We start from the raw sequence: 24,220 nt of genomic DNA on the forward strand, positions 1-24,220 counted from the left end.
AAGCACGCTGTTACACTGCTGTTTCCCCACTCATCAATAAAGGATTCGACCCGCGTGAGCGAGACGCCAAGCGCAGCGCCAGACCAAGACCAAGACGTGGCGGAATCTACTGCCGAGCCGGTGGTGGAGGCGCTTGGGCGTCTGTTTGATGAGCCCATCATGCAACTGCCGGAAGACCTCTATATTCCCCCCGAAGCGCTGCGGGTCTTTCTGGAAGCCTTCGAAGGGCCGCTGGATCTGCTGCTGTATTTAATTCGGCGGCAGAACCTGGATATTCTGACCATCAACGTGGCCACCATCACCCACCAGTACATTGAATACGTGGAGCTGATGAAAGCCATGGAGATTGAGCTGGCGGGTGAGTACCTGCTAATGGCTGCCATGCTGGCGGAGATTAAATCCCGGACGCTGCTGCCACGCCCTCCCAAAGCGGAAGGCGAGGAGGAAGAGGATCCCCGCGCCGAGCTGATTCGCCGCCTGCAGGAGTATGAGCGCCTAAAAGAGGCCGCTGAGGCGCTGGATACGCTGCCCCGCGTCGGCCGGGACTGGTTCAGCGTGCAGGCGGGCTTACCGCCGCTGGAAACGCGGGTGATCCATCCCGATGTAGAGCTTGATGAGCTGCTGGGAGCACTGTCCGATATTCTCAAGCGCGCCGAGCTGGCCCAGGCCCACCAGATCAGCCGAGAGGTGCTCTCCACCCGCGAGCGCATGCTGAAAATCATGGAGCAGCTCAGTCAGGATGGCGAGAGCGGCCGTTATACGCCGTTTGAAGCGCTGTTTACCCTGGAAGAGGGACGTGCCGGTGTAGTCGTGACCTTTATGGCCATTCTAGAGCTTGCCAAAGAAGCCATGATTGAGATTGTCCAAAACGCACCGCTGTCGCCCATTCATGTGCGCGCCCGCCAAGCGGCGCTGGCCGATGGGGAAGAGGGTGCTTTCGAGCGTTTGGAAGAGGGGCAGGGCGATGCTGCCTCGGCATTCGAAGAGTCCGCGTTTGAACCTGACGAGGAGTCGCGGTGAAAGACACCACGTTAGACGACATTATTGAAGCGGCGCTGCTAGCAGCGGGTGAACCACTGCCGGTTGAGCGCCTGGAAACGCTATTTTTGGCCGATGAGTGCCCTTCCCGCAAAGCGTTGAGGGAGGCGCTTTCACGGCTAGCGCTGCGCCACGATAACGGCGCGCTCGAACTGGTCGAGACCGCCTCTGGCTTTCAGCTACGCATTCGCCCACGCTTGGCCCACTGGGTCTCGCGGCTGTGGGACGAGCGGCCCCAGCGCTATTCGCGAGCGTTGCTGGAAACCCTTGCGCTGATCGCTTACCGTCAACCGGTGACTCGGGGTGATATCGAAGATGTGCGCGGTGTGAGCGTCAGCAGTTCGATTATTCGCACGCTGATGGAGCGCGGCTGGATACGCGTGGTGGGCCACCGGGACGTGCCGGGCCGTCCGGCGGTCTATGCCACCACGCGCAGCTTTTTGGATGACTTCGGGCTGAAAACCCTGGATGCGCTGCCGCCCATGCATACCCTGGTCAACGGTGACGATCGCGAAGCGCTTTCTCTGGAGGAGGCATCATCCGAACAAAACCCGCCGCCAGCACTGGACGAAACGCCTGAAAGCGTGCAGGATGCGCCACCCCAGCAAGATGAGAATACGTTGGCAGAGAGTGCCGACCACCACGCCGAGACGGCGTTAACCCAGCCGCTCAGCTTTGCCGATTTAGAGGCGCGGCTAGCGGCACGTGCGCAGCGTCAACATGAGGACGCTGACACGCAGACCAACGATGTGAGGTCAGACGACCATGAGTGAAAGTAACAACACCACGCCGCCTACCAGCGAAAAACTGCAGAAAGTGCTGGCCCGCGCGGGCCTTGGCTCCCGCCGTGAAATGGAAACTGCCATTGCCGATGGTCGGGTGAAGGTGAATAGCCAAGTGGCCAAACTGGGCGACCGAGTGGAAGCGCGGGATAAGGTCAGCTTTGATGACCGCCCGGTGACGCTGCGTCCGGAAGAGGAAGTGCCGCGCCGGGTCATTATGTACAACAAGCCGGAAGGCGAGCTGTGCACCCGTAAAGACCCGGAAGGCCGTCGCACGGTCTTTGAGCGCCTACCGCGCCTGAAAGGCGAGCGCTGGATTGCCATTGGCCGCTTGGACATCAATACCAGCGGCTTGCTGCTGTTCACCACCGACGGTGAACTTGCCAACCGCTTGATGCACCCCTCTACCCAGGTAGAGCGTGAGTACGCGGTGCGGGTCATGGGCGACGTCAAGCGCGAGCATATCGTCGCCATGGTCGACGGTGTGATGCTGGAAGATGGCCCAGCGCGCTTTACCGACGTGCAGGAGTTTGGTGGCGAAGGCATTAACACCTGGTTCCACGTGGTGATTCTGGAAGGCCGCAACCGTGAAGTGCGCCGCCTGTGGGAGTCCCAGGGGCTTACCGTTAGCCGCCTGAAGCGTGTGCGCTACGGCAATATCTTCCTCGACAAGCGGGCGAAAGCCGGTGAGTGGGTCGAACTCTCTCAGGATGAGGTGGATGACTTAGCGACGCTGGCCAACCTGGAAACCCGCAAAGTGCCTGAGCTGACGCCAGACGAGAAGAACCGCTGGAGCCGCGACAAGCATAAGCGTCGTCCGGTGCAGGCGATGCGCAAGCCGAAACCCAAGCGCGGTTAGGCTAGGCGCGGTTCAAGCAGTGCGCTCTGCACGGGGTAAGGCTTTTTGGCACCGTGCAGAGCAGTAGATATAGACGAAAGATAAAAAAGGGCTTGCTATTCACAAGCCGTATCCGTACTATATGCATCCGTTCGGACGGGTCGTTAGCTCAGTTGGTAGAGCAGTTGACTTTTAATCAATTGGTCGTAGGTTCGAATCCTACACGACCCACCATCCGAAATAAGCAAACGCATCAGGTAATAGTTTCACCAATGCTTTGTTTTCAATATGTGTTTCGATGTGAGTTAGTGTAGTATTTGCTAGTCGTTTTTGATTAGCGCAGCAAAATTTGGGTCGTTAGCTCAGTTGGTAGAGCAGTTGACTTTTAATCAATTGGTCGTAGGTTCGAATCCTACACGACCCACCAAATTCCGACGCCCTTGGTAGCTTGCTGCCAGGGGCGTTTTGCTATGCACGTTTTGCCGCGCTGCAACGTGACTTTCTGCTTGCAGCGGGCAACGATTGTCCACCACAATATGATGACAATAACGTGATTGCCACGGTGGTCCAGTGGTGAGACGCGTGGTGAGAAGCATAGTTAGAAGAATAGTGAAAAACGTATTGGTTAACGCATAATCGATAGATCGTTTGGCTGCCGAAGATGTCACGGCAGCCCTGGCTCTAAGCAAGCCAGGCTGGTGACGTGCCACCGCGAGAGACGCAGCGGCCGTTGCCCCCGAGTGCGGCGCATGCGGAGCGCATACGCCGTGACTGGTGTTTAACAGGGGGATTCCCTGTTCGTCACAGTGGTAGACACAATGACTATGATGACCTCTCAAGCTGAGCTAGACGCTCCGCTACCAAGCCCATACTGTCCTACCCGTATCCCTGCGGAAGACGAAGCGCGAGTGGCTGAGATCAAGCAGTTACTCAAGGCGAACAACGCCGTTTTGGTAGCGCATTACTATACCGACGATGCCATTCAGCAGCTTGCTGAAGAGACTGGCGGCTGTGTGGCGGACTCCCTGGAAATGGCCCGCTTCGGTGCCCGTCACGATGCCACCACGCTGGTGGTTGCAGGCGTGCGCTTTATGGGCGAAACGGCCAAGATCCTTTCCCCAGAAAAGCGTGTGTTGATGCCTACGCTCGAAGCGACCTGCTCGCTCGATATTGGCTGCCCGATTGACGAGTTCAGCGCGTTCTGCGATGCCCATCCGGACCGTACGGTGGTGGTGTACGCCAATACCTCGGCGGCGGTAAAAGCGCGTGCCGATTGGGTCGTGACCTCTTCGATTGCCGTGGAGGTCATTGAGCACCTGCAGGAGAAGGGTGAAAAGATTTTGTGGGCACCGGATAAGCATCTGGGTGGCTATATTCAGAAAAAAACCGGTGCCGACATGCTGATGTGGGACGGTGCCTGCATCGTGCACGAGGAGTTCAAGGCGAAAGGCATTCAAGACTTGAAGCGTCTGTATCCGGATGCCGCCGTGCTTGTCCACCCGGAGTCGCCGGAGGCTGTTGTGCAGCTGGCCGATGTGGCTGGCTCTACCTCCCAGCTCATCAAAGCAGCGCAAACGCTGCCCAATGAAAAGCTGATTGTGGCCACTGACCGGGGCATTTTCTTCAAGATGCAGCAGGCGGTGCCTGGCAAAACGCTCTTTGAAGCGCCCACCGCTGGTAACGGCGCGACCTGCCGCAGCTGTGCCCACTGCCCGTGGATGGCGATGAACGCGCTGGATAATTTGGCTGGCGCGCTGCGTGAAGGCAGCGGCGAGATCTTTGTTGATGATGCCTTGCGTCAGCAGGCGTTAAAGCCCCTTGAGCGTATGTTGAACTTTAACGCTTAAACATTAGCGCTTAAGTATCAGCGCTTTAATATCAGTACAACGTTTCTGCTGTAAGCCAAAAGCCCGAACGCGATGCGTCGGGCTTTTTTGTATGTGTTGCATGTGCTTTATGGCGCTAAAACTTCTCTAGCGCCTCTCGGTACTCAAGAAACGCTTCTCTGCGCTGTTCAATGCGCGCTAGCGCCTGAGTGTCGTTTTCTTGCTGGGCGGCGTCTTTGGCAATACTTAACTGTCGAATGCCGCGGTCCACTCGGCCGGTGAGCTGCAGGTGCTCGGCACGGGCCAGGTGACCCCAGCCGTTAAACCCGCTGCGCCCGGCGGCCTCTGCCAGCAGGTTGAAGCCCTGGGGGCTTTCCGGGTGCTGCGTGGTGATATCTCGAAGCAGTTCGTAAGCCGCTTCTGGATCGCGCTGTAGCTGCGCCTCCGCTAGGGTCAACTGAGCAGGCAGATAGTTAGGCATCAGCCGCAGCAGCCGCTGGCTGCGGGAAATGGCCTCATCGTAGCGTTGGGCTTCCAGGGCTACGTTCGCCGCGGAGGCGGGCAGCATGCCGTAATCAGGAAGCTCGTTGGCAAGCTGATCGAGGGTTTGCAGCGCGCGGTCGGTTTGACCATTGTGCGCATCAATAAGTGCGTTGATATAACGCAGCGCAGGCTCCTCGGCATCCTCCTGAGCCAGCCGCGAAGCCGCTTGCTGGGGTGAATTGCGGTAAATGCTCAGCAAAGCGCGAGCGCGCATCATGTCGTAGAGCGTATCGCTGGTGTAGCGGCTGGCCACGCTAAGCTGAGAAACCCGCGCTTGGGCGTCGCTCAGGCGGCTATCTGACACAGGGTGGGTCAATAGAAATTCAGGCGGCGTGCCGCCTTGAAGCCGCGACAGGCGCTGCATGGTATCGAACATACGCACCATGGCCTCTGGGTCGTAGCCTGCCTCTGCCATGGCCTGTAGGCCAATACGGTCAGCCTCTTGCTCAAAACGTCTGGAGTAGGTGAGCTGGTCCTGAATAAGCGCCGCCTGAGAGCCTATGGCGGTGGCAATGCCTGCATCGCCGCCGCCGCTGGCAGCAATCAGCATACCGGCTAGCATAGCCGCCATGGCGGGCAGCTGGGTCTGTTCTGCACGGGCGCTGCCACGGGCGTAGTGGCGTTGGGAAAGGTGGCCAAGCTCGTGGGCAATCACCGATACAAAAGCGCCTTCATCTTCAGCAAAGGCAAACAGCCCTGAATTAATGCCCACCACGCCGCCGGGCACCGCAAACGCATTGAGCGAACGGTTATCCACCATCACCGTGGTGGTTTGCAGGCTACCCAGCTGGCTGTAGGGTGCCAAACGTGCCACTAAACTCTCTAAATAATCGCTGACTATGGGGTCCTGCCACTGGGGGGCCTGAGCGCGGAACTGGCGCAGCCATGCGCGGCCAAGGCGAAACTCCTCATTGCTTACCGATGCCGATGCGCCCCCTAAACTGGGCAGTTGGTAGTCGTCATAGCTGTGGCTGGGCAAGCTAACGCACAAAGCGCTGAGCGAGAGCGCGAGCGTGCAGGCCCAGCGAGAGTAGGCGGGTCTAAAATGCAGCATGACATCCCCATTCGTTCGAATAATAGGCACGGCTAACAACGGTGTGACATTGATTCAGGCAGGGAAGTGCCGTTAAATCAATATCGCAGTGGGCATCGCAAAAAAACAGTTTATGCAACAATGCGATGGTTATGTAGCCATTGAACGATTTAGCATCATGGAAGCTGCCTTTGGGGGAGAGTATGTCTGAGCAAACAGCGTCAGGGTTAGCCGAAGGGCTTAAGCCCGATCAAGTGTTGGACGCCACCGGATTGCACTGCCCGCTACCGCTGCTAAAGGCGAAGCAGGCACTGGCAGGCCTTGCGCCAGGCCAACTGCTGGAAGTAAGTGCGACCGATGCGGGCTCGTGGCGGGATATGGCGGCATTTACTGAGCTAAGCGACCATGTGATGGAAGCGCGGGTGCAGCGCGGCGACGTGTATGTATTTTGGATTCGTAAAGCAGGGAACACCCACTCATGACCATGCGCAGTATTCTGAAAAGTTGGGTAGAGCGCTACTTTTCAGACGAAGAGGCGTTAATTCTTCTGGTGGTGCTGGTGGCAGGGTTTGCCGCCATTATTTGGTTTGGCCGCATGTTGGCACCGTTCTTTACCGCGTTGGTGCTGGCGTTTTTACTGCAAGGCGTGGTTAGCGCGCTCACGCGACGTCGAGTGCCGCATTTGCTGGCTGTCATTATGGTGTTTTTGGCATTTGTCAGCGTGCTGCTCACGCTAGCGTTTATCTTGATGCCGCTGATCTGGAATCAGCTGGTCGGGCTCGTTCAAGAGACGCCGCGCATGTTTGCCAGCGGCCAGGGCTGGCTAGATCAGTTGCAGGAGCGCTTCCCTAATATCGTGACGCCTGATCAGATGCAGAGCTGGATTGGCGTCGCCGGGCGGGAAATTAGCCAGCTAGGTCAGCGCGCCTTGACGCTCTCGTTGACCTCGCTTGGCAATGTCATGTCGTTGATCATCTATTTGGTGTTAGTGCCGATTTTGGTCTTTTTTATGCTGAAAGATCGTGAGGCGCTGGTGGGCTTTACGCTCTCGCTGCTGCCGCAGAAGCGTACGCTGCTGACGCGCATCTGGCATGAAATGGATCGCCAAATCGCCAACTATATCCGCGGTAAGTCCATTGAGATCGTCATCGTCGGCACGGTGGCGTATATCACCTTTGCCTTTTTTGGCTTGCCCTATACGGCGCTACTGGCCGTGCTGGTCGGTTTTTCCGTATTGGTGCCCTACATTGGCGCGGCGGTGGCAACCATCCCCGTGGCGGCGGTAGCGGGCTTCCATTTCGGTATTAGCGAGCAGTTTGTCTACGTTTTAGTGGCCTACGGCGTGCTGCAGGCGCTGGATGGCAACGTACTGGCCCCTGTACTGTTCTCAGAAACCAACAATATCCACCCGGTCTCGATTATCGTGGCGGTGCTGTTCTTTGGCGGTATTTGGGGGTTCTGGGGGGTGTTTTTTGCCATCCCGCTTGCCACGCTGCTGAAAGCGCTGGTGTATGCATGGCCAAGAGGGCTTGAAGGCCGACAAACATCGCAGGTGCCACCGCTGAAGCAGGATTAGCCGTGAGCATGGCTGTGCCCCGATATGGGCACAGCCAGCGGTGCATTATTACTGGCTATTCAGTGCCTGCGCCGCGCTTAGTACCTCATCTACGTGGCCAGGAACTTTAACGCCGCGCCACTCTTGGGCAAGCTTGCCATCCTGGTCGATCAAGAAGGTGCTACGCTCGATGCCCAGGTGCTCTTTGCCGTACATTTTCTTGAGTTTGATCACATCAAACAGCTGACAAACGGTTTCGTCTTTGTCGGAAATCAGCGCAAAGTTGAAATCCTGCTTGGCTTTGAAGTTTTCCTGGGCGCGCAGACCGTCCCGGGAGACACCGATGACCACGGTGTTGGCAGCATCGAAGGCAGTTTTGCGATCACGGAAGTCGCCGCCCTCGGTGGTGCAGCCTGGCGTGCTGGCTTTCGGATAGAAGTAGATGACTACCTGCTTGCCACGCAGTTCCGACAGCGTGATGGTGGTGTCGCCGGTGGCTGGGGCGGAAAAATCAGGGACGGGCTGGCCGAGTTCAATCGCCATAAAGGCTCCTTATGGGGGTGACTTTCATAGAAAATTACACGCAAGCGCTGCGCTGCTGTCAAAGCGTTAAGTAAACTCGCAGCGCTTTACGCTGTACAGGCTCGAATCGCCTGAGTACCATTTGCTGTTTGTGGGCAGGGGTGATCGCGCTCCTTCAAAGTATCAACGCCGCGTCTTAACTCAATGTACGTCATTGCACCCTACGTGGCAGCTTGATTTCAACTTTTTGCAGGTGAGGAAAATACGGATGATCACAGGCAGCATTGTCGCCCTGGCGACGCCGATGAAAGTCAATGGCGACATCGACTGGGAGGCGCTTCGTCGTCTGGTGAACTTCCACCTCGATAATGGCACTGATGCCATCGTCGCTGCGGGCACCACGGGTGAACCCACGACCATGTCCTTTGCTGAGCACTTTGATGTGATCCGCAGCGTGGTTGAAGAAGTCAATGGTCGCATTCCTGTCATTGCCGGTACCGGGGCGAACGCTACCTCGGAAGCCGTTGAGCTGGCGCGCTACGCCAGTGAAGTGGGCGCGGACTACTGCCTATCCGTCTGCCCCTACTACAATAAGCCTACCCAGGAAGGCCTGTACCAGCACTTTAAAGCGGTCGCTGAAGGTAGCAAACTTCCGGTCATTATGTACAACGTTCCTGGCCGCACTTGCTCCGATCTCTACAACGAGACGGTGGTGCGCTTAGCGGAAGTGAACAACATTATCGGCCTGAAAGATGCCACCGGGAACCTTGAGCGCGCTGAGGATCTAATCTCACGCCTGAAAGGCAGCGATTTCATGCTCTACTCGGGTGATGACGCAACGGCCTGCGATTTCATGCTAATGGGTGGGCATGGTGATATCTCCGTGACCGCGAACGTTGCCCCCAAAGCCATGCATGACCTGTGCGCGGCTGCTGTGGCTGGCGATGCCGACAAGGCTCACCAAATTAATACGCGCTTGATGCCGCTGCACACTAACCTAGGCATTGAATCTAATCCCATTCCCGTAAAGTGGGCGCTGCACCGCATGGGTTACATGGAAGCAGGTATTCGTCTGCCGCTGACGTGGCTGTCGGAGAAGTACCACGGCACGGTAAGCGAAGCACTGCAGCTGGCGGGCGTCGTAGAGGAGTAACCCGGCGCTCGAAACCCTTTTGCTACCCGGTGATGGCATGGCCTTCCGGGTAACTGACCTGTTGACTGTTAAGGTGGCTTGATGAGCTCTGTGCTTGAACAACGTGCGCTTAAATGGATACCGCTGGCACTCGCAGCTGCTGTCACACTGGCAGGTTGCGCGCGCGATGGTTATTACCACGACCGCAACTTGGACTACACCGAAGCGGCTCCTGCGCCGCCCCTCGTGCTGCCTGAAACCCGTAATACGCAGCGTTACCAAGATGCCATGCCCGTTCCCCAGATAGCGTTGCAGGGCTCACAGCTTGACGAACCGGCAGAGATTGAACCGCCGCAGCCGTTGGCCATTGGTGGTGGATTAGAGCCTGAGTACGTTGAGCGCCGTCAGGTGGGCGATCAAAGTTGGTTAGTAGTGGCCGCCGACCCTGGTACCGTTTGGCCACAACTGGAAGCGTTTGTACGCAGCCGCCAGCTTCCTGTTCAAGAGAGCAGCGCCACCCAAGGCGTGATCGTGACCCCGCAAGCCACACTAAGCCTGCAGAGTGCCCTGCGCGCTGGTAGCAGCGAAGTGCGCTGTGACCAGAGTGGGCAAAGTGCTGAGAGCTGCTTAACGGCACTAGAGCAGTACCTGGGCGCGCGTAGCGCAACGGCTAGCTCCTCTTCCTGGACCGCTCAGCGCTTGGCTAGCGAGCAAACGCTGCAACTGCGTCAACAGGGCGATGAGTGGGAAGTGCTGATTCCGCAACCCATCGACCGCGTTTGGGCGGAGCTGAACCACTACCTCTCTCTTGATTTCACCCAAGAGGGGCAGCGTAATCTGCTCGCGACCTCCGCCGATGACTATGAGTTCTTGGTGGAGTACATGACGGAAACTGAGCGTGGGCGCAACCCGCTGCAGATCGTCTTTGGCCCTGATGTTAAGCAGATTCGACTAGCGCTTGAGCCCAACGGTGACCAGACCGTGCTGCGGGCTATCAACGCCAGCGAGCGTAGTTTTAGCGCTGATGATCAGCGCGAGTTGCTTGAGCGCGTCTCCGGCTACTTACGTTAACCCTTTGACTCTCACTTTCTCACGGAGCCTCCATGGAAAAGCGCCAAGAACTCTATGCCGGCAAGGCAAAATCTGTCTACACCACTGACGATCCTGACCTGCTGGTACTGCAATTTCGTGATGACACCAGCGCTTTCGATGGTAAAAAGAAAGAGGCGCTGGCCCGTAAGGGGATGGTGAACAACATTTTTAACGCTTTCATCATGGAGCGTTTAGAAGAGGGCGGTATCCCGACGCATTTTGAGAAGCAGCTTTCCGACAACGAAAGTCTGGTCAAAAAAATGCAGATGATTCCGGTCGAGTGCGTGGTGCGCAACATTGCCGCAGGTGGTTTGGTGAAGCGACTGGGCGTGGAAGAGGGGATTGCCCTTAACCCGCCGACCTTTGAGCTGTTCTTAAAGAACGATGAGAAGGGCGACCCAATGATCAATGAGTCGCTGGCGGAGACCTTTGGCTGGGCAACACCCGAGCAGCTCGCCAAAATGAAGACGTTAACTTTTAAGGTGAATCACATCCTCAAACAGCTGTTTGCCGAAGGCGATATGCTGCTGGTGGATTACAAGCTGGAGTTCGGTGTGTTCAAAGGCGAGGTGGTACTGGGTGATGAGTTCTCCCCGGATGGCTGCCGTTTATGGGATGCCAACACCCGCGAGAAGCTGGATAAGGACCGCTTCCGTCAGGGGTTGGGTGGCGTCATTGAAGCCTACGAAGAAGTCGGCCGTCGTCTAGGGATTACCTTTCCCGCCTAACGTGTTTCGTTAGTCAGCGTATCGATCGCCACCACCTTCAGGGTGGTGGCGTCGTTTTCAAGGGGTGTTTCTTTTACCGCTTGGAATTTCACATCTATATCCCGCAGTCGTACCCCATAAATGCGCCCACTCTGCTCCTCACGCTGGTAAGCCGGGCGTGGGTCTTGGCCTAACACCTGCTCAATTAGCGCGTAGAGCGACGCTCCGTCGGCGCGGGCGGCAAGGCTGGCCTGGGCGGCCTGGCTAAAGCTCACGGGCAGCAGTGACGGGGCGCTGGGGGCAAATCCCGCCCGCGCCTCGGGCTTCGCTTCGGCCCAGGGCAGGTAGGGTTTAATATCGACCACTGGCGTGCCGCTGACCAAGTCACAGCCTGCCAAGTGCAAACTCACCCCTTGCTGAGTATCAATGTGCGATAGCTCAATCAGCGAAAGCCCCAACCGGTTAGGGCGATGGGTGCTGCGGCTGGCAAAGACGCCGACTTTACGGTTGCCACCCAGGCGCGGCGGGCGCACTAAGGGCGTCCACCGGGTTGGGCTTTGATGAAAGATGAATGATATCCATAGGTGGCTAAAGTCTTCCAAGCCCCGTACGGTGAGAGGATCATCAAACGGCGCTGTGAGTACTAGACGTGCATTGGCCGCTGGCGCTAACCCAGGCTGGCGGGGGACGCCGAATTTATCCGGATAGTCGCTGATGATATGACCAATGGGCGTCAGCGCAAATGACGCGCTATCTGAACGATCGTGCATAGCACTGCCTTTTGAAGGTTGGTCGGTGCCAACGTGGTCAACGAAGTCGTGGGTATTTAGTAATGTAGCGATGAGTATAAAATAGCCAACTGGCGGCAGACAGTGAGTTGTCCGTTGCCAGCCGCTAAATCGCATTGAGGCGAAGCATGTTGAAAACGAACGAACGCGCACCATCCCCTGCGCCCACCGCCCGCGTTACCTATCGCGCGGCATTAGCCAAGGATGCCGCTGATCAGGCGGAAGTATTTTACCATGCCGTCATGCAGGGGGCGGCCACCCATTACGGGTTGGATGAGCGCCGCGCCTGGGCCAATGCGCTACCCCGCGAGGCGAGCGCCTGGGCGGCGCGCCAAGCACTCTACACCACGCTGGTCGCCGCCTGCGATGGCCGCTGCGTCGGCTTTTTGGAGCTGAATATCAGCGCCGGGCGTATTGAAACGCTCTACGTGTGGCCTTCGTTAACAGGCCGTGGCATCGGCACCACGCTGCTGATCCATGCCGAGCGTATTCTGCTGGAACATGGCGTGTCTCAGGTGGAGATTGAAGCAAGCTTGGTGCTTTATGAGCGCCTGCTGCGCCGAGGGTTCGATAACCTCGGCGAGCAGTGGGTGGAACGCAGTGGTGAAATGCTTCAACGCTACCGGCTGGTGAAACAGCTCAGCGCCGTAGAAACCTAACGACTAAACGTTAAAGGTTTGAGTGATCCGCATCGACAGGTCAATGGATTTGACGTCTTTCGTCAGCGCGCCGCTGGAGATGCAATCGACCCCCGTGTCGGCAATCGCTCTCAGCGTAGAGTTATCTACGTTGCCAGAGGCTTCCAGCGTGGCACGGCCGCCGTTGATTTCTACCGCTACGTGGAGATCTTCAATGGCGAAGTTATCCAGCATAACGATGTCGGCACCTGCCGCCAGCGCTTGGTCCAACTCCTCGAAGGTTTCGATTTCCACTTCTACCGGCAGGTCGCTGGCTAGTTTGCGGGCCTGCGCCACGGCGGCCTGAATGCCACCACAGGCCGCGATGTGATTCTCCTTGATCAAGAAGGCATCCCACAGGCCCAGGCGGTGATTATGGCCACCGCCACAGGTGACTGCGTACTTTTGTGCCAAGCGTAGCCCCGGTAGCGTTTTGCGGGTGTCCAGCAGGCGTACGCCGGTGCCTTCGATCAGGTCTACATAGCGACGCGTGGCAGTGGCAGTGGCCGACAGCGTTTGCAGCATGTTAAGCGCTGCTCGCTCCCCCGTCAGCAGGCTGCGGGCTGGGCCTTCCAGCTCTAGAAAGCACTGGTCTGCCTCCAGGCGGTCGCCGTCGGCTGCCTGCCAGCGTAGGGTAACGCGACCATCCAGGCGACGAAAAATCTCATCCACCCAGGCAACGCCACACAGCACGGCAGGTTCACGGGTAATCACCTTAGCGGTTGCCCACTGGTTCTCAGGAATCAGCTGAGCCGTGATATCTCCCGTACCAACGTCTTCCGCTAACAGGCGGGCAGCACAGGCGCGAATCTCTTCAGCAAGAGCAGTTTGATAATCCATAGCGGTGGGGTCTCTGGGCGTCGTCTTCGATGACGGGCATTATAGTGAAACAGAACGCTAACGTAGAGGAGCGTGTGCGATCATGAACCAAGAAAACAGGGCAGGGCAGTGGTCCAGGGCACGGCAGGTAGCGTCGCCTAACCAGGATGCACGCCCTCACGGCGAGGTATCGCTGCTGCTCTTGCACGCCATTAGCCTGCCGCCTGGGCAGTTCTCGGGCGATGCTATAGAAGCGCTGTTTACCAATCGCTTAGACCCAAACGAGCACCCTTTTTTTGCTGAGATTGACCATTTGCGGGTCTCGGCGCATCTGCTGATTCGCCGGGACGGCGAGTGCATTCAGTTTGTCGATAGCGATCAGCGAGCCTGGCATGCTGGTCGCTCCTACTGGTGGGACTCCGCGCTGAACGCATGGCGATCAAAGCTCAATGATTTTTCTGTGGGCATCGAACTTGAGGGCGATGATTGCACTCCCTTTACCAAAGCGCAGTACACTTCCCTCGTCGACGCGGTGGGGTGGCTGATGGCTCGCTACCCGGCTTTGACGCCACAGCGAATCACCAGCCATGCCAAAGTAGCGCCGCTGCGTAAAACCGATCCAGGGCCCGCCTTCGATTGGGCGTATTTCCGCCAGCGATTGTCACAGGCGGCCTTTAAACAATAAAAGCGTGGGTTAAAAAGTAGCGTTAAGTGGTTCTTGAGGCAGGTAATAAAACGGTAGTTTAACTACATTCAGAAGGTGTTAGTCGCAGCGACAAAGGTCTTATAAAGCGCTTATGTTGCAGTGCAATAGTTTGTTTTCGATGGCTTTTTGCGGCGTGCCGGAATTGGCAGCGTGGCGACTTTGCGGTATCTTCGCATATACAAAAGGCTAATTTTTACCAAATACCTGTAGCTTAACTACATTCATGAAAGCGTAGCTCATTGAATGTAGGGTGAAAATCCCCTGCTCGATGCATCGCGTCGGCTATTCACAGGCCTGTGGTGGCCAAACACTGCAGCCGCCCCAGGCCCGAAGGGTTGGCGGGGCTCATTGTCATTTATCGTCATTCGGAGAGACCTCTATGAGTCTGGAGACAAGAGAAGATCTCGATCCGGTCGAAACCACGGAGTGGCTGGAATCCCTGGAATCGGTACTGGATCGTGAGGGCGAAGATCGTGCCCGCTACCTGATGACCCGCCTGGCGGATCGCCTGCGCCGGGACGGGATGAAGGTGCCCTTCTCGGTGACAACCCCCCACCGTAATACGATCCCGGTTCATCGCGAAGCGCCCATGCCGGGCGACCTGTTCATGGAGCGTCGCATTCGCTCCCTGATTCGCTACAACGCGATTGCCCAGGTGATTCGTAACAACCGGGCCAACCCGGGCCTGGGGGGCCACATTGCAAGCTTCATGTCGTCCGCCACGCTGTACGACGTGGGCTTCAACCACTTCTTCCGCGCCCCCAAAGGCGACTTTGAAGGCGACCTGATTTACATTCAGGGCCACGTGGCACCGGGTATCTATGCGCGCTCCTTCCTGGAAGGCCGCCTGACCGAAGAGCAGATGGACAAGTTCCGTCGTGAAGTCGACGGCGATGGCCTCTCTTCCTACCCGCACCCGTGGCTGATGCCGGACTACTGGCAGTTCCCCACGGTCTCCATGGGGCTTGGCCCGATTCAGGCTATCTACCAAGCCCACGTGATGAAGTACCTGCATCACCGTGAGCTGAAAGACATGCACGACCGCAAGATCTGGTGCTTCATGGGCGATGGCGAGTGTGACGAGCCGGAATCCCTAGGCGCGATCTCCCTGGCGGGCCGTGAGAACCTCGATAACCTGATCTTCGTGATCAACTGTAACCTGCAGCGCCTGGACGGCCCAGTACGCGGCAACTCCCGCGTTATGGACGAGTTTGAAGGCGTCTTCCGCGGTGCCGGTTGGAACGTGATCAAGGTCGTTTGGGGTCGTCTCTGGGATCCGCTGTTCGAGAAGGATAAGAAAGGCATCCTTCAGAAGCGCATGGACGAGGCGGTCGACGGCGAGTACCAGAACTACAAGGCGAACGGCGGTGCTTACACCCGTGAGCACTTCTTTGGTAAGTACCCAGAAACCGAAGCGATGGTCAAAGACCTCTCCGACGAGGATATCTGGAAGCTCAACCGGGGTGGCCACGACCCGTTCAAGGTCTACGCGGCTTACCACGAAGCGGTCAACACCACCAACGGCAAGCCCACGGTCATCCTGGCGCACACCGTCAAAGGGTACGGCATGGGCAGCGGCGATGGCGAAGCCGCCAACGAAGCCCACCAGGTCAAGAGCATGGAGTACGAAGCGCTGAAGAAATTCCGCGACCGCTTCGGCATTCCGCTCACCGACGAGCAGCTCAAAGACGTGCCGTACTACAAGCCGGAAGAGGACTCTCCCGAGCTCAAGTACATGCACCTGCAGCGCGAGCGTCTCAACGGCTACCTGCCGAGCCGCCGCAGCGATTTCGAAGCGCTGGAAATCCCCAGCCTGGAAGACAAGACGTTTGCTTCTCAGATGGGCGGTTCTAAAGGCCGCGAAATCTCAACCACCATGGCCTTCGTGCGTATCCTGAACGGCCTGGTGAAAGACAAGCAGCTGGGCAAGCAGGTTGTGCCGATTGTCCCCGATGAGGCCCGTACCTTCGGTATGGAAGGCATGTTCCGCCAGCTGGGTATCTACACTGCCGAAGGTCAGAAGTACGAGCCGGTCGATAAAGGCCAGATCATGTACTACCGCGAGGACCAGAAAGGTCAGGTACTCGAGGAAGGCATTACAGAGGCAGGCGCGATGTCGGCGTGGATCGCCGCCGCGACTTCCTACAGCAACAACAACGTCACCCTGCTGCCGTTCTACATCTACTACTCGATGTTCGGCTTCCAGCGTATTGGTGATTTGGCCTGGGCCGCAGGCGACCTGCAGGCGCGTGGCTTTATGGTTGGCGGCACCGCCGGGCGTACCACGCTCAACGGTGAAGGCCTGCAGCACCAGGATGGCCACAGCCTGATTCAGGCCTCCACCATCCCCAACTGCCGCAGCTACGACCCCACCTATGCGCACGAAGTGGCGGTTATCGTGCAAGACGGTCTGAAGCGCATGTTCACGGATCAAGAGAACTGCTTCTACTACCTGACCGTAATGAACGAGAACTACGAGCACCCTGAGCTTGAGAACGTACCGGCCGACGACATCGTCAAGGGCATGTACCTGCTTAAAGAGACGAAGGGTGACAAAGGGCGCGTTCAGCTGCTGGGTTCCGGCACCATTCTGCGTGAAGTGGAAGCTGCCGCTGAGCTGCTGGCCAACGACTGGGGCATCGGGGCGGACATCTGGAGCGTGACCAGCTTCAACGAGCTGCGTCGTGAAGCGCTGCTGCTGGAGCGTGAAGCGTTCCTCAACCCGGATGCCGAGGCCAACAAGCCCCACGTTACCAAGTGCCTGGAAGGTCGTGATGGTCCGGTGATTGCGTCTACCGACTACATGAAGCTCTACGCGGATCAAGTACGTGCTTGGGTGCCCAGTGATTACACCGTGTTGGGTACCGACGGCTTTGGTCGTTCTGATACCCGCGAGAAGCTGCGCTACTTCTTCGAAGTAGACCGCTACTTCGTCACCGTTGCTGCGCTGCGTGCGCTGGCCGACCGTGGTGAGCTTGATCGCAAGCAGGTTGGCGAAGCGCTGAAGAAATATGGCATCGATGCCAACAAGCCGAACCCGCTGACCAGCTAAACCGCTGCCCGGCGGACAGATGTCCGCCGGCTCGATCCGATTTGGAAGGAGCGCGACCTTGAGTAGCGAAATCATCAAAGTTCCCGACATCGGTGGGGATACCGATGTCGAAATCATCGAGATTGCGGTGTCAGAAGGCGACGTCATCGAAGCGGAAGACACCCTGATCACTCTGGAATCCGACAAAGCCAGCATGGATGTACCGGCCCCGAAAGGCGGCAAGGTGGTCAAAGTGTTGGTGAAAGAGGGCGATAAAGTCTCCGAAGGCGACGATATCGTTGAGCTGGAAGTGGAAGGTGGCGGTGAGAGCGATGCCGAGCCAGAAGCCGCCGCAGAAGACCGTCAGCCCGAAGCCGACGCGCCCGCCAAGCAGCCAGAAGCGGCCCCTGCGCCGAAGAAAGCCAGCGGTGGCAAGCAGACCGTCGACATCAAGGTGCCTGACCTTGGCGGCTCCGATAACGTCGAGATCATCGAAGTCGCCGTGAGCGAAGGCGATGACGTCAACGCTGAAGACCCGTTGATCACCCTGGAGTCTGACAAGGCTTCCATGGACGTGCCTAGCCCGCACAGCGGTAAGATCGTGTCGCTAACGGTGAAAGAGGGCGACACCGTTTCCGAAGGTGACGTGATTGGCCAGATGGAGATCGCGGGCGAAGGTGACGATACCGACGACGCGGACGCGCCTGAGCAGGCTGACGAGTCTGCCTCCGCTAACCAATCTGCCGACGCCGAAGACGATGCGGCCGAAGAAGAGGGCGGCAGCGGCGAGCCCGAACGCAAAGAGATTCGCGTGCCGGATCTGTCAGGCTCTTCTGACGTGCCGATTATCGAAATTGGTGTTGCCGCTGGCGATGAAGTTGACATCGAAGACCCGCTGATCACTCTGGAGTCTGATAAAGCCTCCATGGACGTGCCGAGCCCCTTCAAGGGCAAGATTCTGGAGCTCACCGTCAAAGAGGGTGATACGGTCTCCGAAGGTGACGTGATCGGCTATATGGAAGTCGCGGGTGCCAAGAAAGCCGCACCCAAAAAAGCGGCTCCTGAAAAGGCGGATAGCAAGCCGCAGAGCGCACCCAGCGCCAAGCAGGCTTCTCCGGCGGGTTCTCCCAGCCCCGAAGCGCAAATGGCCGCGCATAAGCCGCGTGACGGCAAGCTGGTTCACGCAGGACCCGCAGTACGCATGCTGGCCCGTGAGCTAGGCGTCGACCTTGGCCTCGTGAAGCCCAGCGGCCCGAAAGACCGCGTGCTGAAAGAGGACGTACAAGCGTACGTTAAGCAAGCCATTGCGAACCAGGGCAAAGCCCAGGCAGCCGCTCCTGCTGCCAGCGGTGGTGCAGGTATCCCCGCCGTGCCGGAAGTCGACTTCAGCCAGTTTGGTGACGTGGAAGAGAAGCCGATGGGGCGCCTGCTCAAGATGGGCGCAACCAACCTGCATCGCAGCTGGCTCAACGTGCCCCACGTGACCCAGTTCGACGAAGCGGACATCACCGAGCTTGAGAACTTCCGTAAAGCCATGAAGGCCGAAGCCGAAGCCCAGGGAGCCAAGCTCACGCCGCTGCCCTTCCTGGTCAAGGCGTGTGCCTTTGCACTGCGCAAGTTCCCGCAGTTCAACGTCAGCTTGAAAGGCGACGGCGATACGCTGGTGTGGAAGAAGTACGTCCATATCGGTATCGCGGTGGATACGCCGGACGGTCTGATGGTGCCCGTGCTGCGCGACGCTGATAAGAAGTCCTTGATTGAGATTGCCAAGGAGATGGCGGAGCTGGGCAAGAAAGCGCAAACCAAGAAGCTCAAGCGGGAAGAGATGACCGGTGGCTGCTTCACCATTTCGAGCCTGGGTTCGATTGGTGGCACGGCCTTTACGCCGATCGTCAACGCCCCTGAGGTCGCGATCTTGGGTGTGTCGAAAGCGCAGATGAAGCCGGTATGGGATGGCAGTGCTTTCCAGCCGCGCTTGATGATGCCGCTGTCGCTCTCCTACGATCACCGCGCGATCAACGGTGCGGATGCAGCGCGCTTCACCGCCTTCCTGGCAGACGTGCTCACCGATATCCGTCGCTTGCTGCTGTAAGCGATCATACGAGCAAGCCACAAGCGGCGCCCTTTCGGGCGCCGCTTGTGTTTATAACGGCTTAGCCGCGTAAACGGTGGCTTGGCGCAAACAGGGTGACCAAAGTACTAACGCTGGCCACTTTGCTGTTTTTGCTCAAAAAAACACAAAATAATCGTGCTCTCAGGCTTTTGGGGAGTTGTGTCGCCTGAACGGCACGGTTATTGTCGGCTTATTGATTTCATCTATCACTACCATTCAAGACGATCATTCAAGGAGCAGTGCCATGCGTTTAATCCTGTTGGGTGCCCCCGGCGCAGGGAAGGGGACTCAGGCTCAGTTTATTTGTGAGCAGTTCAAGATTCCCCAAATTTCCACCGGGGATATGCTGCGCGCCGCTATCAAGGACGGCACTGAGCTGGGCCTGAAGGTTAAAGAGATTATGAACAGCGGTGGTCTGGTGTCGGATGACATCATCATCGACCTGGTCAAAGAGCGTATTAGCCAGCCCGACTGTGAGAATGGGTTCCTGTTTGACGGCTTCCCGCGCACCATTCCTCAGGCAGATGCCATGAAGGAGGGCGGTGTGAAACTCGATCACGTACTGGAAATCGCCGTGCCGGATGAAGAGATCGTCAGCCGTTTGGCAGGTCGCCGCGTACACCCGGCCTCTGGTCGCGTGTATCACATCGAGCACAATCCGCCCAAAGAACCGGGTAAAGACGATGTGACCGGTGAAGCGCTGATCCAGCGTGAAGACGACCAAGAGTCCACGGTGCGTAACCGCCTGTCGGTCTACCACGAACAAACCGCGCCGCTGGTGGACTACTACCAGCAGTGGGCGAAAGAGGACCCGGCCGCCGCGCCGCAGTATCACCGCGTCGAAGGCGTGGGCAGCGTGGCGGACATCACGCGCCAGGTGAAAGAAGCGCTGAGCTAAGCGCGCCGCAGCGTCACGTGTCACGATGGCCCGCAGGCTTCCTGCGGGCCATCGTCGTTTCAGGCGTGTGACGGTATACTAGAGGCCTATTTTTACGGAGTGCAATACCGCTATGTCGTCGTTATACCTTCTGGCACTGGATGCCTCCTCCAGCGCCTGTTCTGCGGCTTTGCTCCGCCAAGCAAGCGGTCAGCATGACTGTTTGGCGCGCTATGAAATGACGCCACGCGCGCACACCAAGCGCTTGATGCCGATGGTGGATGAGCTGCTCGCTGATGCGGGCATTGCCCCTCAAGCGCTGAACGCCATTGCGTTCGGGCGTGGTCCCGGTTCGTTTACCGGCCTGCGCATTGCGGCCGGTGCTGCCCAAGGCCTGGCGTTTGGCTTGGACTGCCCGCTGCTCGGCATTTCGACCTTGGAGGCGCTCGCGCTACAAGCGCATCGGCGTTATCACTTTCGCCATGTAGTCACCGCGTTGGATGCGCGCATGGGCGAAGTGTATGCGGCCACCTGGCACTGCTTGAACGATACCCTAAGCTTACAAAGTGACGAGGTCGTCATCGCGCCCGGTGCATTCCGCTTGCCGGCCGACGAGACCGATTGGGTGGGCGTAGGCTCGGGCTTTAGCCTGTGGGATGAGTTTGCTGTCGGCGTGCAGGCCAGTATGTCGCAACATCTCACGGACTTAGAACCGCGCGCAGAGGAGATGGCCTGGCTGGCCGCGCGCGACTTGGACGCAGGCTTAGGCCGGGCAGCCCATGAAGCGCAGCCGGTGTACTTGCGCAATAATGTTGCCTGGAAAAAACCGGCATGAGCCAGCCGGTGCCACAGGTGGCCCTGCCGCCAGGACTAACCCTGGGGTATGTGAATGGTCAGCTTGCCTTAGCGGGGGATGAGCGCCAGTACGGCAAGCCGCTCAGCGTTGATTTTGTCTCGGGCAAGGCCGCGCACCGCCGTCAGTTCGGCGGCGGCCGTGGGCAATTGGTGGCCAAAGCCTGCGGGCTTACCAAGGGCATCACGCCGAGCGTGGTTGATGCCACAGCAGGCCTTGGCCGCGACGCCTTTGTGTTGGCAAGCCTAGGCGCGCAGGTGCTAATGATTGAGCGGGTCGAAGCCATTGCGGCGCTGCTGCAAGATGGCCTTGAACGTGCCGCTAGCGCAGATGAAACGGCATTGATTGCCGGGCGAATGGCACTTCGCCATGGCGACGCCGCGGAACAGTTGGCAGCTCTCATCGCTGATGCTGAGTTTGCGCCTCAGGTCATTCATCTGGACCCCATGTTCCCCCATCGCGAAAAGTCCGCGCTGGTGAAAAAAGAGATGCGCGTGTTTCGTGAGCTGGCCGGGGATGATGACGATGCCCCGCGCTTATTAGCAGCGGCGCTGGAGGTGGCAACCCACCGCGTGGTGGTGAAACGCCCGCGTAAGGCGCCGCCCATTGCTGGGCCTGCGCCGCAGCACACGCTGGAAGGCAAAACGAGCCGCTACGATCTGTACGTTCATCGTTCACTCAGCCGCTGAGCGTGGATGAAGCAGCGTAGCAAGAGAAGGAGTCTCTATGCAGCACGAGTGGCGAGAAGGAAATCGTGTGATTCTGCTGCCGGAAGCATCGCGCTTTTTACCGGCGATGTTTGAGGCGGTGAGTCAGGCGCAGCACTACGTGCTGGTGGAGCTCTATTTGATGGAGTCCGGCGAGCTCGCAAACCAAGTCATTGACGCGTTAGAAGCCGCAACGCGGCGAGGGGTGAAAACCTATCTATTGCTAGATGGCTATGGCGCCATGGGGTTGGAGCGAAGCGACCGTGAACGTTTGCAGGCAGCGGGCGTGGCCTTGCAGCTGTTCAACCCGATTGGCTTCCACTCGCTGGCACGCAATCTTAGCCGTGACCACCGCAAGATCGTGGTGGTGGATGGCGAGGTAGCCTTCACGGGCGGGTTTGGCGCGGTGGATGAATTCCTGGAGGCCTGGTACGAAATCGCCGCCCGGGTCGAAGGGCCCGTGGTGGCCGACTGGGAGGCGCTGTTTCGTCGCTTGTGGTGTTCGCGGCTGACCCGCTATGCGTCCCCGCAAGGGCCGCGTCTGGCACTGCCGGAGGCGCGGGTAGCCGAGCCGCAGGAAGAGGGTGTCAGGGGCAGGGTCATCTCGGGGCGTGGCTATCGCTACCAGGCCATTCGGCACTCACTCTACGCGCGGGTCCACCAGTCTCGCCAACGACTGTGGTTATGTACGCCCTATTTTGTGCCGACATTTGCGCTGCGTCGTCGCCTGATTCGAGCCGCCCAGCGAGGCGTCGACGTTCGTCTGCTACTGCCCGGTGCCAAGCACGACCACCCCGGCGTGCGCTATGCGGGTCAGCGTTTTTATCAAGGGCTGCTGAGAGCGGGCGTGCGTATTTTCGAGTTCCAGCCGACTTTTATACACGCCAAGTTCGTCCTGGCCGATGAGTGGGTTAGCCTCGGCTCCTGTAACTTTGACCACTGGAACCTACACTGGAACCTAGAGGCCAATCAGGAGATCGAGGACTCGGCGTTTGCCTGCGAAGTGCAGGCGCTTTTCGAGCGTAACTTTGCCGCCAGCCAAGAGGTGGATGCCCATGCCTGGGCCGCGCGGCCCTGGTGGCAGCGCGCCCGGGAGTGGGTATATGGCGCGCTGGATGGCCTGGTGACGCGGCTCAAGTAGCGGCTACTTGCGCTTTTTGCCCTTGGCAGGGGTTTTCTTGCGGGGCTTGGGTTTGGGCGTCTCGGGGGGTACGCGGTAGTGCAGGTACAGGTCGAGCACCAGTTCGGGCAGCTGGGCCACCAGCGCTTCCTGATTGGCCTGGTCGCTGGCCATCTCGGCCATGTCGGGTTCGTCGTCAAACAGACCCGAGAGCAGCATGAAGGGCAGCAGCAGGGTGGCCGCAGCCTCTTCGTCTTCCTGGAACCAGGCGCTCTCGTCGCTGAATACGCCCTCCATAAAGCCTGCACACCAGTCGCCAATAGGGGTTTCCTCGGCGGGCAGGCCATCCAGCGTTAGCTCGAAGGGCAGCTCCGGTAGGCCACCTTGCTCCAGTACCGCCATGGTGTTGTCGCGCAGTAGCGTCAGCAGCTGGATGATCTCTTCGCGCTCGGCGGCGTCGTGGTAGTTGGGTTCGCCTTGGAATAGCTCCTCTAGCCACTGCTCGGTGGGCTGCTCGCTAGGGGCAACCGCCAAGGCGACGAGAAAGCCGTGGGCTGAAATCAGATCGAGGGCATCTTCGCCCACTTGCTCTGAATCGAGAAAATCATCCAGCCTGTCGAGCTGTTCATCATCAAGCAGCGGCTGAGGCGGGGCATTGTCGGGCGAGTTTGCTTCGGTCACGGTATTGCGCTCTGCCATGGGGAGCCTCGTGGTCAACGTCATCTTTGAAAACCGCTGTCGATCCGTCACAATCGAGCAACGTTACTAATGGCTAGTTTATCACTAATGAAGACGTCACCACTGCCCCCTTGGCCGCGCGATGAGCTCATGTCGCGTTCTCATGACGCGCTGCTTCAGGCGGCTCAAGAGCGCGTGGCGCAGGCCCTGGCACGCTGCCGAGAAGTCTACCCAGCGCTGCCTGCCCCAAAGGTATGGTTTGATTTGAAAGGTGCTTCAGCAGGGCAGGCGCATCTTGGGCGGGGTGGACTACGCTTTAACCCAGTGCTGTTGAAAGACAATCGACAGGCCTTCTTCGATGAAGTGATTCCCCACGAGATGGCCCACTGGCTGGTCTTTCATCTGGCCAACGGCACGCGCTTAAAGCCCCACGGCCGCGAGTGGCAGTCGGTGATGCGAAATCTGTTTGGCTTGGTGCCACGGGTGACTCACCGCTTTGATATTCAGCGTTCCCAACCGCGTCCTTATCGGTATGAGTGTGGCTGCCAGATCCATCATTTTACCGCCAGACGTCATGCCTTAGTGGTAAAGGGGCGTCGTTATCGTTGCCGCCATTGTGATCAGACCTTGGTCTACAGCGCATTTGAAAACCTGTGATGCTATTTTAAGTCATTGTTTTTAAAATAAAAAACGCTAATACCAATGTCTAAGGGGAAGCCGTTCAGGACAGGTTTATGCTAGGTGAATATTACGCGCGTCGGTGTAGTCAATAATAAGGCCGAC

Annotated in this window: 23 protein-coding genes and 2 tRNA genes; 20 read left to right on the forward strand and 5 right to left on the reverse strand. The window is 58.3% G+C overall.

Annotated features, from left to right (window positions below; translation table 11 throughout):
- The first annotated feature begins 54 nt into the window (after positions 1-54).
- The 6 genes from AC13CY_RS07255 to nadA all read left to right on the forward strand — a co-directional run bounded on the left by AC13CY_RS07255 (position 55) and on the right by nadA (position 4,505).
- Positions 55-1,020 (forward strand): segregation and condensation protein A, encoded by a 966-nt coding sequence (locus tag AC13CY_RS07255; protein WP_483052419.1) that lies wholly within the window; start codon positions 55-57, stop codon positions 1,018-1,020.
- Positions 1,017-1,811, forward strand: a complete 795-nt coding sequence (scpB, locus tag AC13CY_RS07260) for an SMC-Scp complex subunit ScpB (protein WP_483052420.1) — start codon at positions 1,017-1,019, stop codon at positions 1,809-1,811. Before AC13CY_RS07255 ends, scpB begins: the two co-directional genes overlap by 4 nt.
- A complete protein-coding gene (gene rluB, locus AC13CY_RS07265; RefSeq protein WP_062374835.1) occupies positions 1,804-2,679 on the forward strand; it encodes a 23S rRNA pseudouridine(2605) synthase RluB in 876 nt (291 codons plus the stop codon). The genes scpB and rluB overlap by 8 nt, the downstream gene beginning before the upstream one ends.
- 137 nt (positions 2,680-2,816) lie before the next feature.
- Positions 2,817-2,892 (forward strand) — tRNA-Lys (locus tag AC13CY_RS07270).
- 117 nt (positions 2,893-3,009) lie between these two features.
- Positions 3,010-3,085 (forward strand) — tRNA-Lys (locus AC13CY_RS07275).
- Between the two features lie 391 nt (positions 3,086-3,476).
- Complete coding sequence (nadA, locus tag AC13CY_RS07280) at positions 3,477-4,505, forward strand: quinolinate synthase NadA (protein WP_483052421.1); 1,029 nt, start codon at positions 3,477-3,479, stop codon at positions 4,503-4,505.
- Between the two features lie 115 nt (positions 4,506-4,620).
- Here the strand turns inward: nadA and AC13CY_RS07285 are convergent, their stop codons facing one another.
- Positions 4,621-6,081 carry a M48 family metalloprotease gene (locus AC13CY_RS07285; RefSeq protein ID WP_273424756.1) on the reverse strand — a complete coding sequence of 487 codons (1,461 nt, stop codon included), beginning with the start codon at positions 6,079-6,081 and terminating at the stop codon, positions 4,621-4,623.
- 182 nt (positions 6,082-6,263) lie between these two features.
- On the opposite strand from AC13CY_RS07285, the gene AC13CY_RS07290 reads away from it, so the two are divergent.
- Positions 6,264-6,542, forward strand: a complete 279-nt coding sequence (locus AC13CY_RS07290) for a sulfurtransferase TusA family protein (RefSeq protein WP_044628739.1) — start codon at positions 6,264-6,266, stop codon at positions 6,540-6,542.
- A complete protein-coding gene (locus AC13CY_RS07295; RefSeq protein ID WP_044628738.1) occupies positions 6,539-7,636 on the forward strand; it encodes an AI-2E family transporter in 1,098 nt (365 codons plus the stop codon). Before AC13CY_RS07290 ends, AC13CY_RS07295 begins: the two co-directional genes overlap by 4 nt.
- A 48-nt stretch (positions 7,637-7,684) precedes the next feature.
- On the opposite strand, the gene AC13CY_RS07300 is transcribed toward AC13CY_RS07295, so the two are convergent.
- Positions 7,685-8,158, reverse strand: coding sequence for a peroxiredoxin (locus AC13CY_RS07300; RefSeq protein ID WP_172514860.1), 474 nt, complete (start codon positions 8,156-8,158; stop codon positions 7,685-7,687).
- Between the two features lie 247 nt (positions 8,159-8,405).
- Here AC13CY_RS07300 and dapA point away from each other — a divergent pair, with 247 nt between their 5' ends.
- The 3 genes from dapA to purC all read left to right on the forward strand — a co-directional run bounded on the left by dapA (position 8,406) and on the right by purC (position 11,089).
- Positions 8,406-9,290, forward strand: a complete 885-nt coding sequence (gene dapA, locus AC13CY_RS07305) for a 4-hydroxy-tetrahydrodipicolinate synthase (protein WP_044628736.1) — start codon at positions 8,406-8,408, stop codon at positions 9,288-9,290.
- An 81-nt stretch (positions 9,291-9,371) separates the two neighbouring features.
- Positions 9,372-10,340 (forward strand): outer membrane protein assembly factor BamC, encoded by a 969-nt coding sequence (locus AC13CY_RS07310; RefSeq protein ID WP_074211523.1) that lies wholly within the window; start codon positions 9,372-9,374, stop codon positions 10,338-10,340.
- A gap of 32 nt (positions 10,341-10,372) precedes the next feature.
- Positions 10,373-11,089: a phosphoribosylaminoimidazolesuccinocarboxamide synthase gene (gene purC / locus AC13CY_RS07315; protein WP_044628734.1), complete on the forward strand. Its 717-nt coding sequence runs from the start codon at positions 10,373-10,375 to the stop codon at positions 11,087-11,089.
- Here purC and tsaA read toward each other — a convergent pair.
- Positions 11,086-11,838, reverse strand: a complete 753-nt coding sequence (gene tsaA, locus AC13CY_RS07320) for a tRNA (N6-threonylcarbamoyladenosine(37)-N6)-methyltransferase TrmO (RefSeq protein ID WP_062374845.1) — start codon at positions 11,836-11,838, stop codon at positions 11,086-11,088. The genes purC and tsaA overlap by 4 nt on opposite strands.
- Positions 11,839-11,984: 146 nt before the next feature.
- Between tsaA and AC13CY_RS07325 the strand changes: the two genes are divergently transcribed.
- Positions 11,985-12,515 carry a GNAT family N-acetyltransferase gene (locus tag AC13CY_RS07325; protein WP_074211524.1) on the forward strand — a complete coding sequence of 177 codons (531 nt, stop codon included), beginning with the start codon at positions 11,985-11,987 and terminating at the stop codon, positions 12,513-12,515.
- Positions 12,516-12,518: 3 nt separating this feature from the next.
- Here AC13CY_RS07325 and nadC read toward each other — a convergent pair whose 3' ends face one another.
- Positions 12,519-13,373: a carboxylating nicotinate-nucleotide diphosphorylase gene (gene nadC, locus AC13CY_RS07330; protein ID WP_172514859.1), complete on the reverse strand. Its 855-nt coding sequence runs from the start codon at positions 13,371-13,373 to the stop codon at positions 12,519-12,521.
- A gap of 82 nt (positions 13,374-13,455) precedes the next feature.
- On the opposite strand from nadC, the gene ampD reads away from it, so the two are divergent.
- From ampD to AC13CY_RS07365, 7 genes are all read left to right on the forward strand, one after another.
- The gene (gene ampD / locus AC13CY_RS07335; RefSeq protein ID WP_172514858.1) at positions 13,456-14,037 is read left to right on the forward strand and encodes a 1,6-anhydro-N-acetylmuramyl-L-alanine amidase AmpD; all 582 of its coding nucleotides are present in this window, start codon (positions 13,456-13,458) and stop codon (positions 14,035-14,037) included.
- A gap of 400 nt (positions 14,038-14,437) precedes the next feature.
- Complete coding sequence (gene aceE / locus AC13CY_RS07340; protein WP_074211527.1) at positions 14,438-17,110, forward strand: pyruvate dehydrogenase (acetyl-transferring), homodimeric type; 2,673 nt, start codon at positions 14,438-14,440, stop codon at positions 17,108-17,110.
- A gap of 58 nt (positions 17,111-17,168) precedes the next feature.
- Positions 17,169-19,181 (forward strand): pyruvate dehydrogenase complex dihydrolipoyllysine-residue acetyltransferase, encoded by a 2,013-nt coding sequence (aceF, locus tag AC13CY_RS07345; RefSeq protein ID WP_172514857.1) that lies wholly within the window; start codon positions 17,169-17,171, stop codon positions 19,179-19,181.
- Positions 19,182-19,446: 265 nt separating this feature from the next.
- Positions 19,447-20,100, forward strand: coding sequence for an adenylate kinase (adk, locus tag AC13CY_RS07350; RefSeq protein ID WP_044628727.1), 654 nt, complete (start codon positions 19,447-19,449; stop codon positions 20,098-20,100).
- A gap of 112 nt (positions 20,101-20,212) precedes the next feature.
- Complete coding sequence (gene tsaB, locus AC13CY_RS07355) at positions 20,213-20,914, forward strand: tRNA (adenosine(37)-N6)-threonylcarbamoyltransferase complex dimerization subunit type 1 TsaB (protein ID WP_062362230.1); 702 nt, start codon at positions 20,213-20,215, stop codon at positions 20,912-20,914.
- Complete coding sequence (locus AC13CY_RS07360) at positions 20,911-21,621, forward strand: class I SAM-dependent methyltransferase (RefSeq protein ID WP_044628725.1); 711 nt, start codon at positions 20,911-20,913, stop codon at positions 21,619-21,621. The genes tsaB and AC13CY_RS07360 overlap by 4 nt, the downstream gene beginning before the upstream one ends.
- A gap of 37 nt (positions 21,622-21,658) precedes the next feature.
- Positions 21,659-22,780, forward strand: a complete 1,122-nt coding sequence (locus tag AC13CY_RS07365) for a phospholipase D-like domain-containing protein (RefSeq protein WP_044628724.1) — start codon at positions 21,659-21,661, stop codon at positions 22,778-22,780.
- Between the two features lie 3 nt (positions 22,781-22,783).
- Here AC13CY_RS07365 and AC13CY_RS07370 read toward each other — a convergent pair whose 3' ends face one another.
- The gene (locus tag AC13CY_RS07370; protein WP_172514854.1) at positions 22,784-23,458 is read right to left on the reverse strand and encodes a YecA/YgfB family protein; all 675 of its coding nucleotides are present in this window, start codon (positions 23,456-23,458) and stop codon (positions 22,784-22,786) included.
- Positions 23,459-23,587: 129 nt separating this feature from the next.
- Here AC13CY_RS07370 and AC13CY_RS07375 point away from each other — a divergent pair, with 129 nt between their 5' ends.
- On the forward strand, positions 23,588-24,094 hold the full coding sequence (locus AC13CY_RS07375; protein ID WP_228219249.1) for a SprT family zinc-dependent metalloprotease: 507 nt from the start codon (positions 23,588-23,590) through the stop codon (positions 24,092-24,094).
- The last annotated feature ends 126 nt before the right edge of the window (positions 24,095-24,220 follow it).

Source organism: Vreelandella sp. L-15, assembly GCF_056857635.1.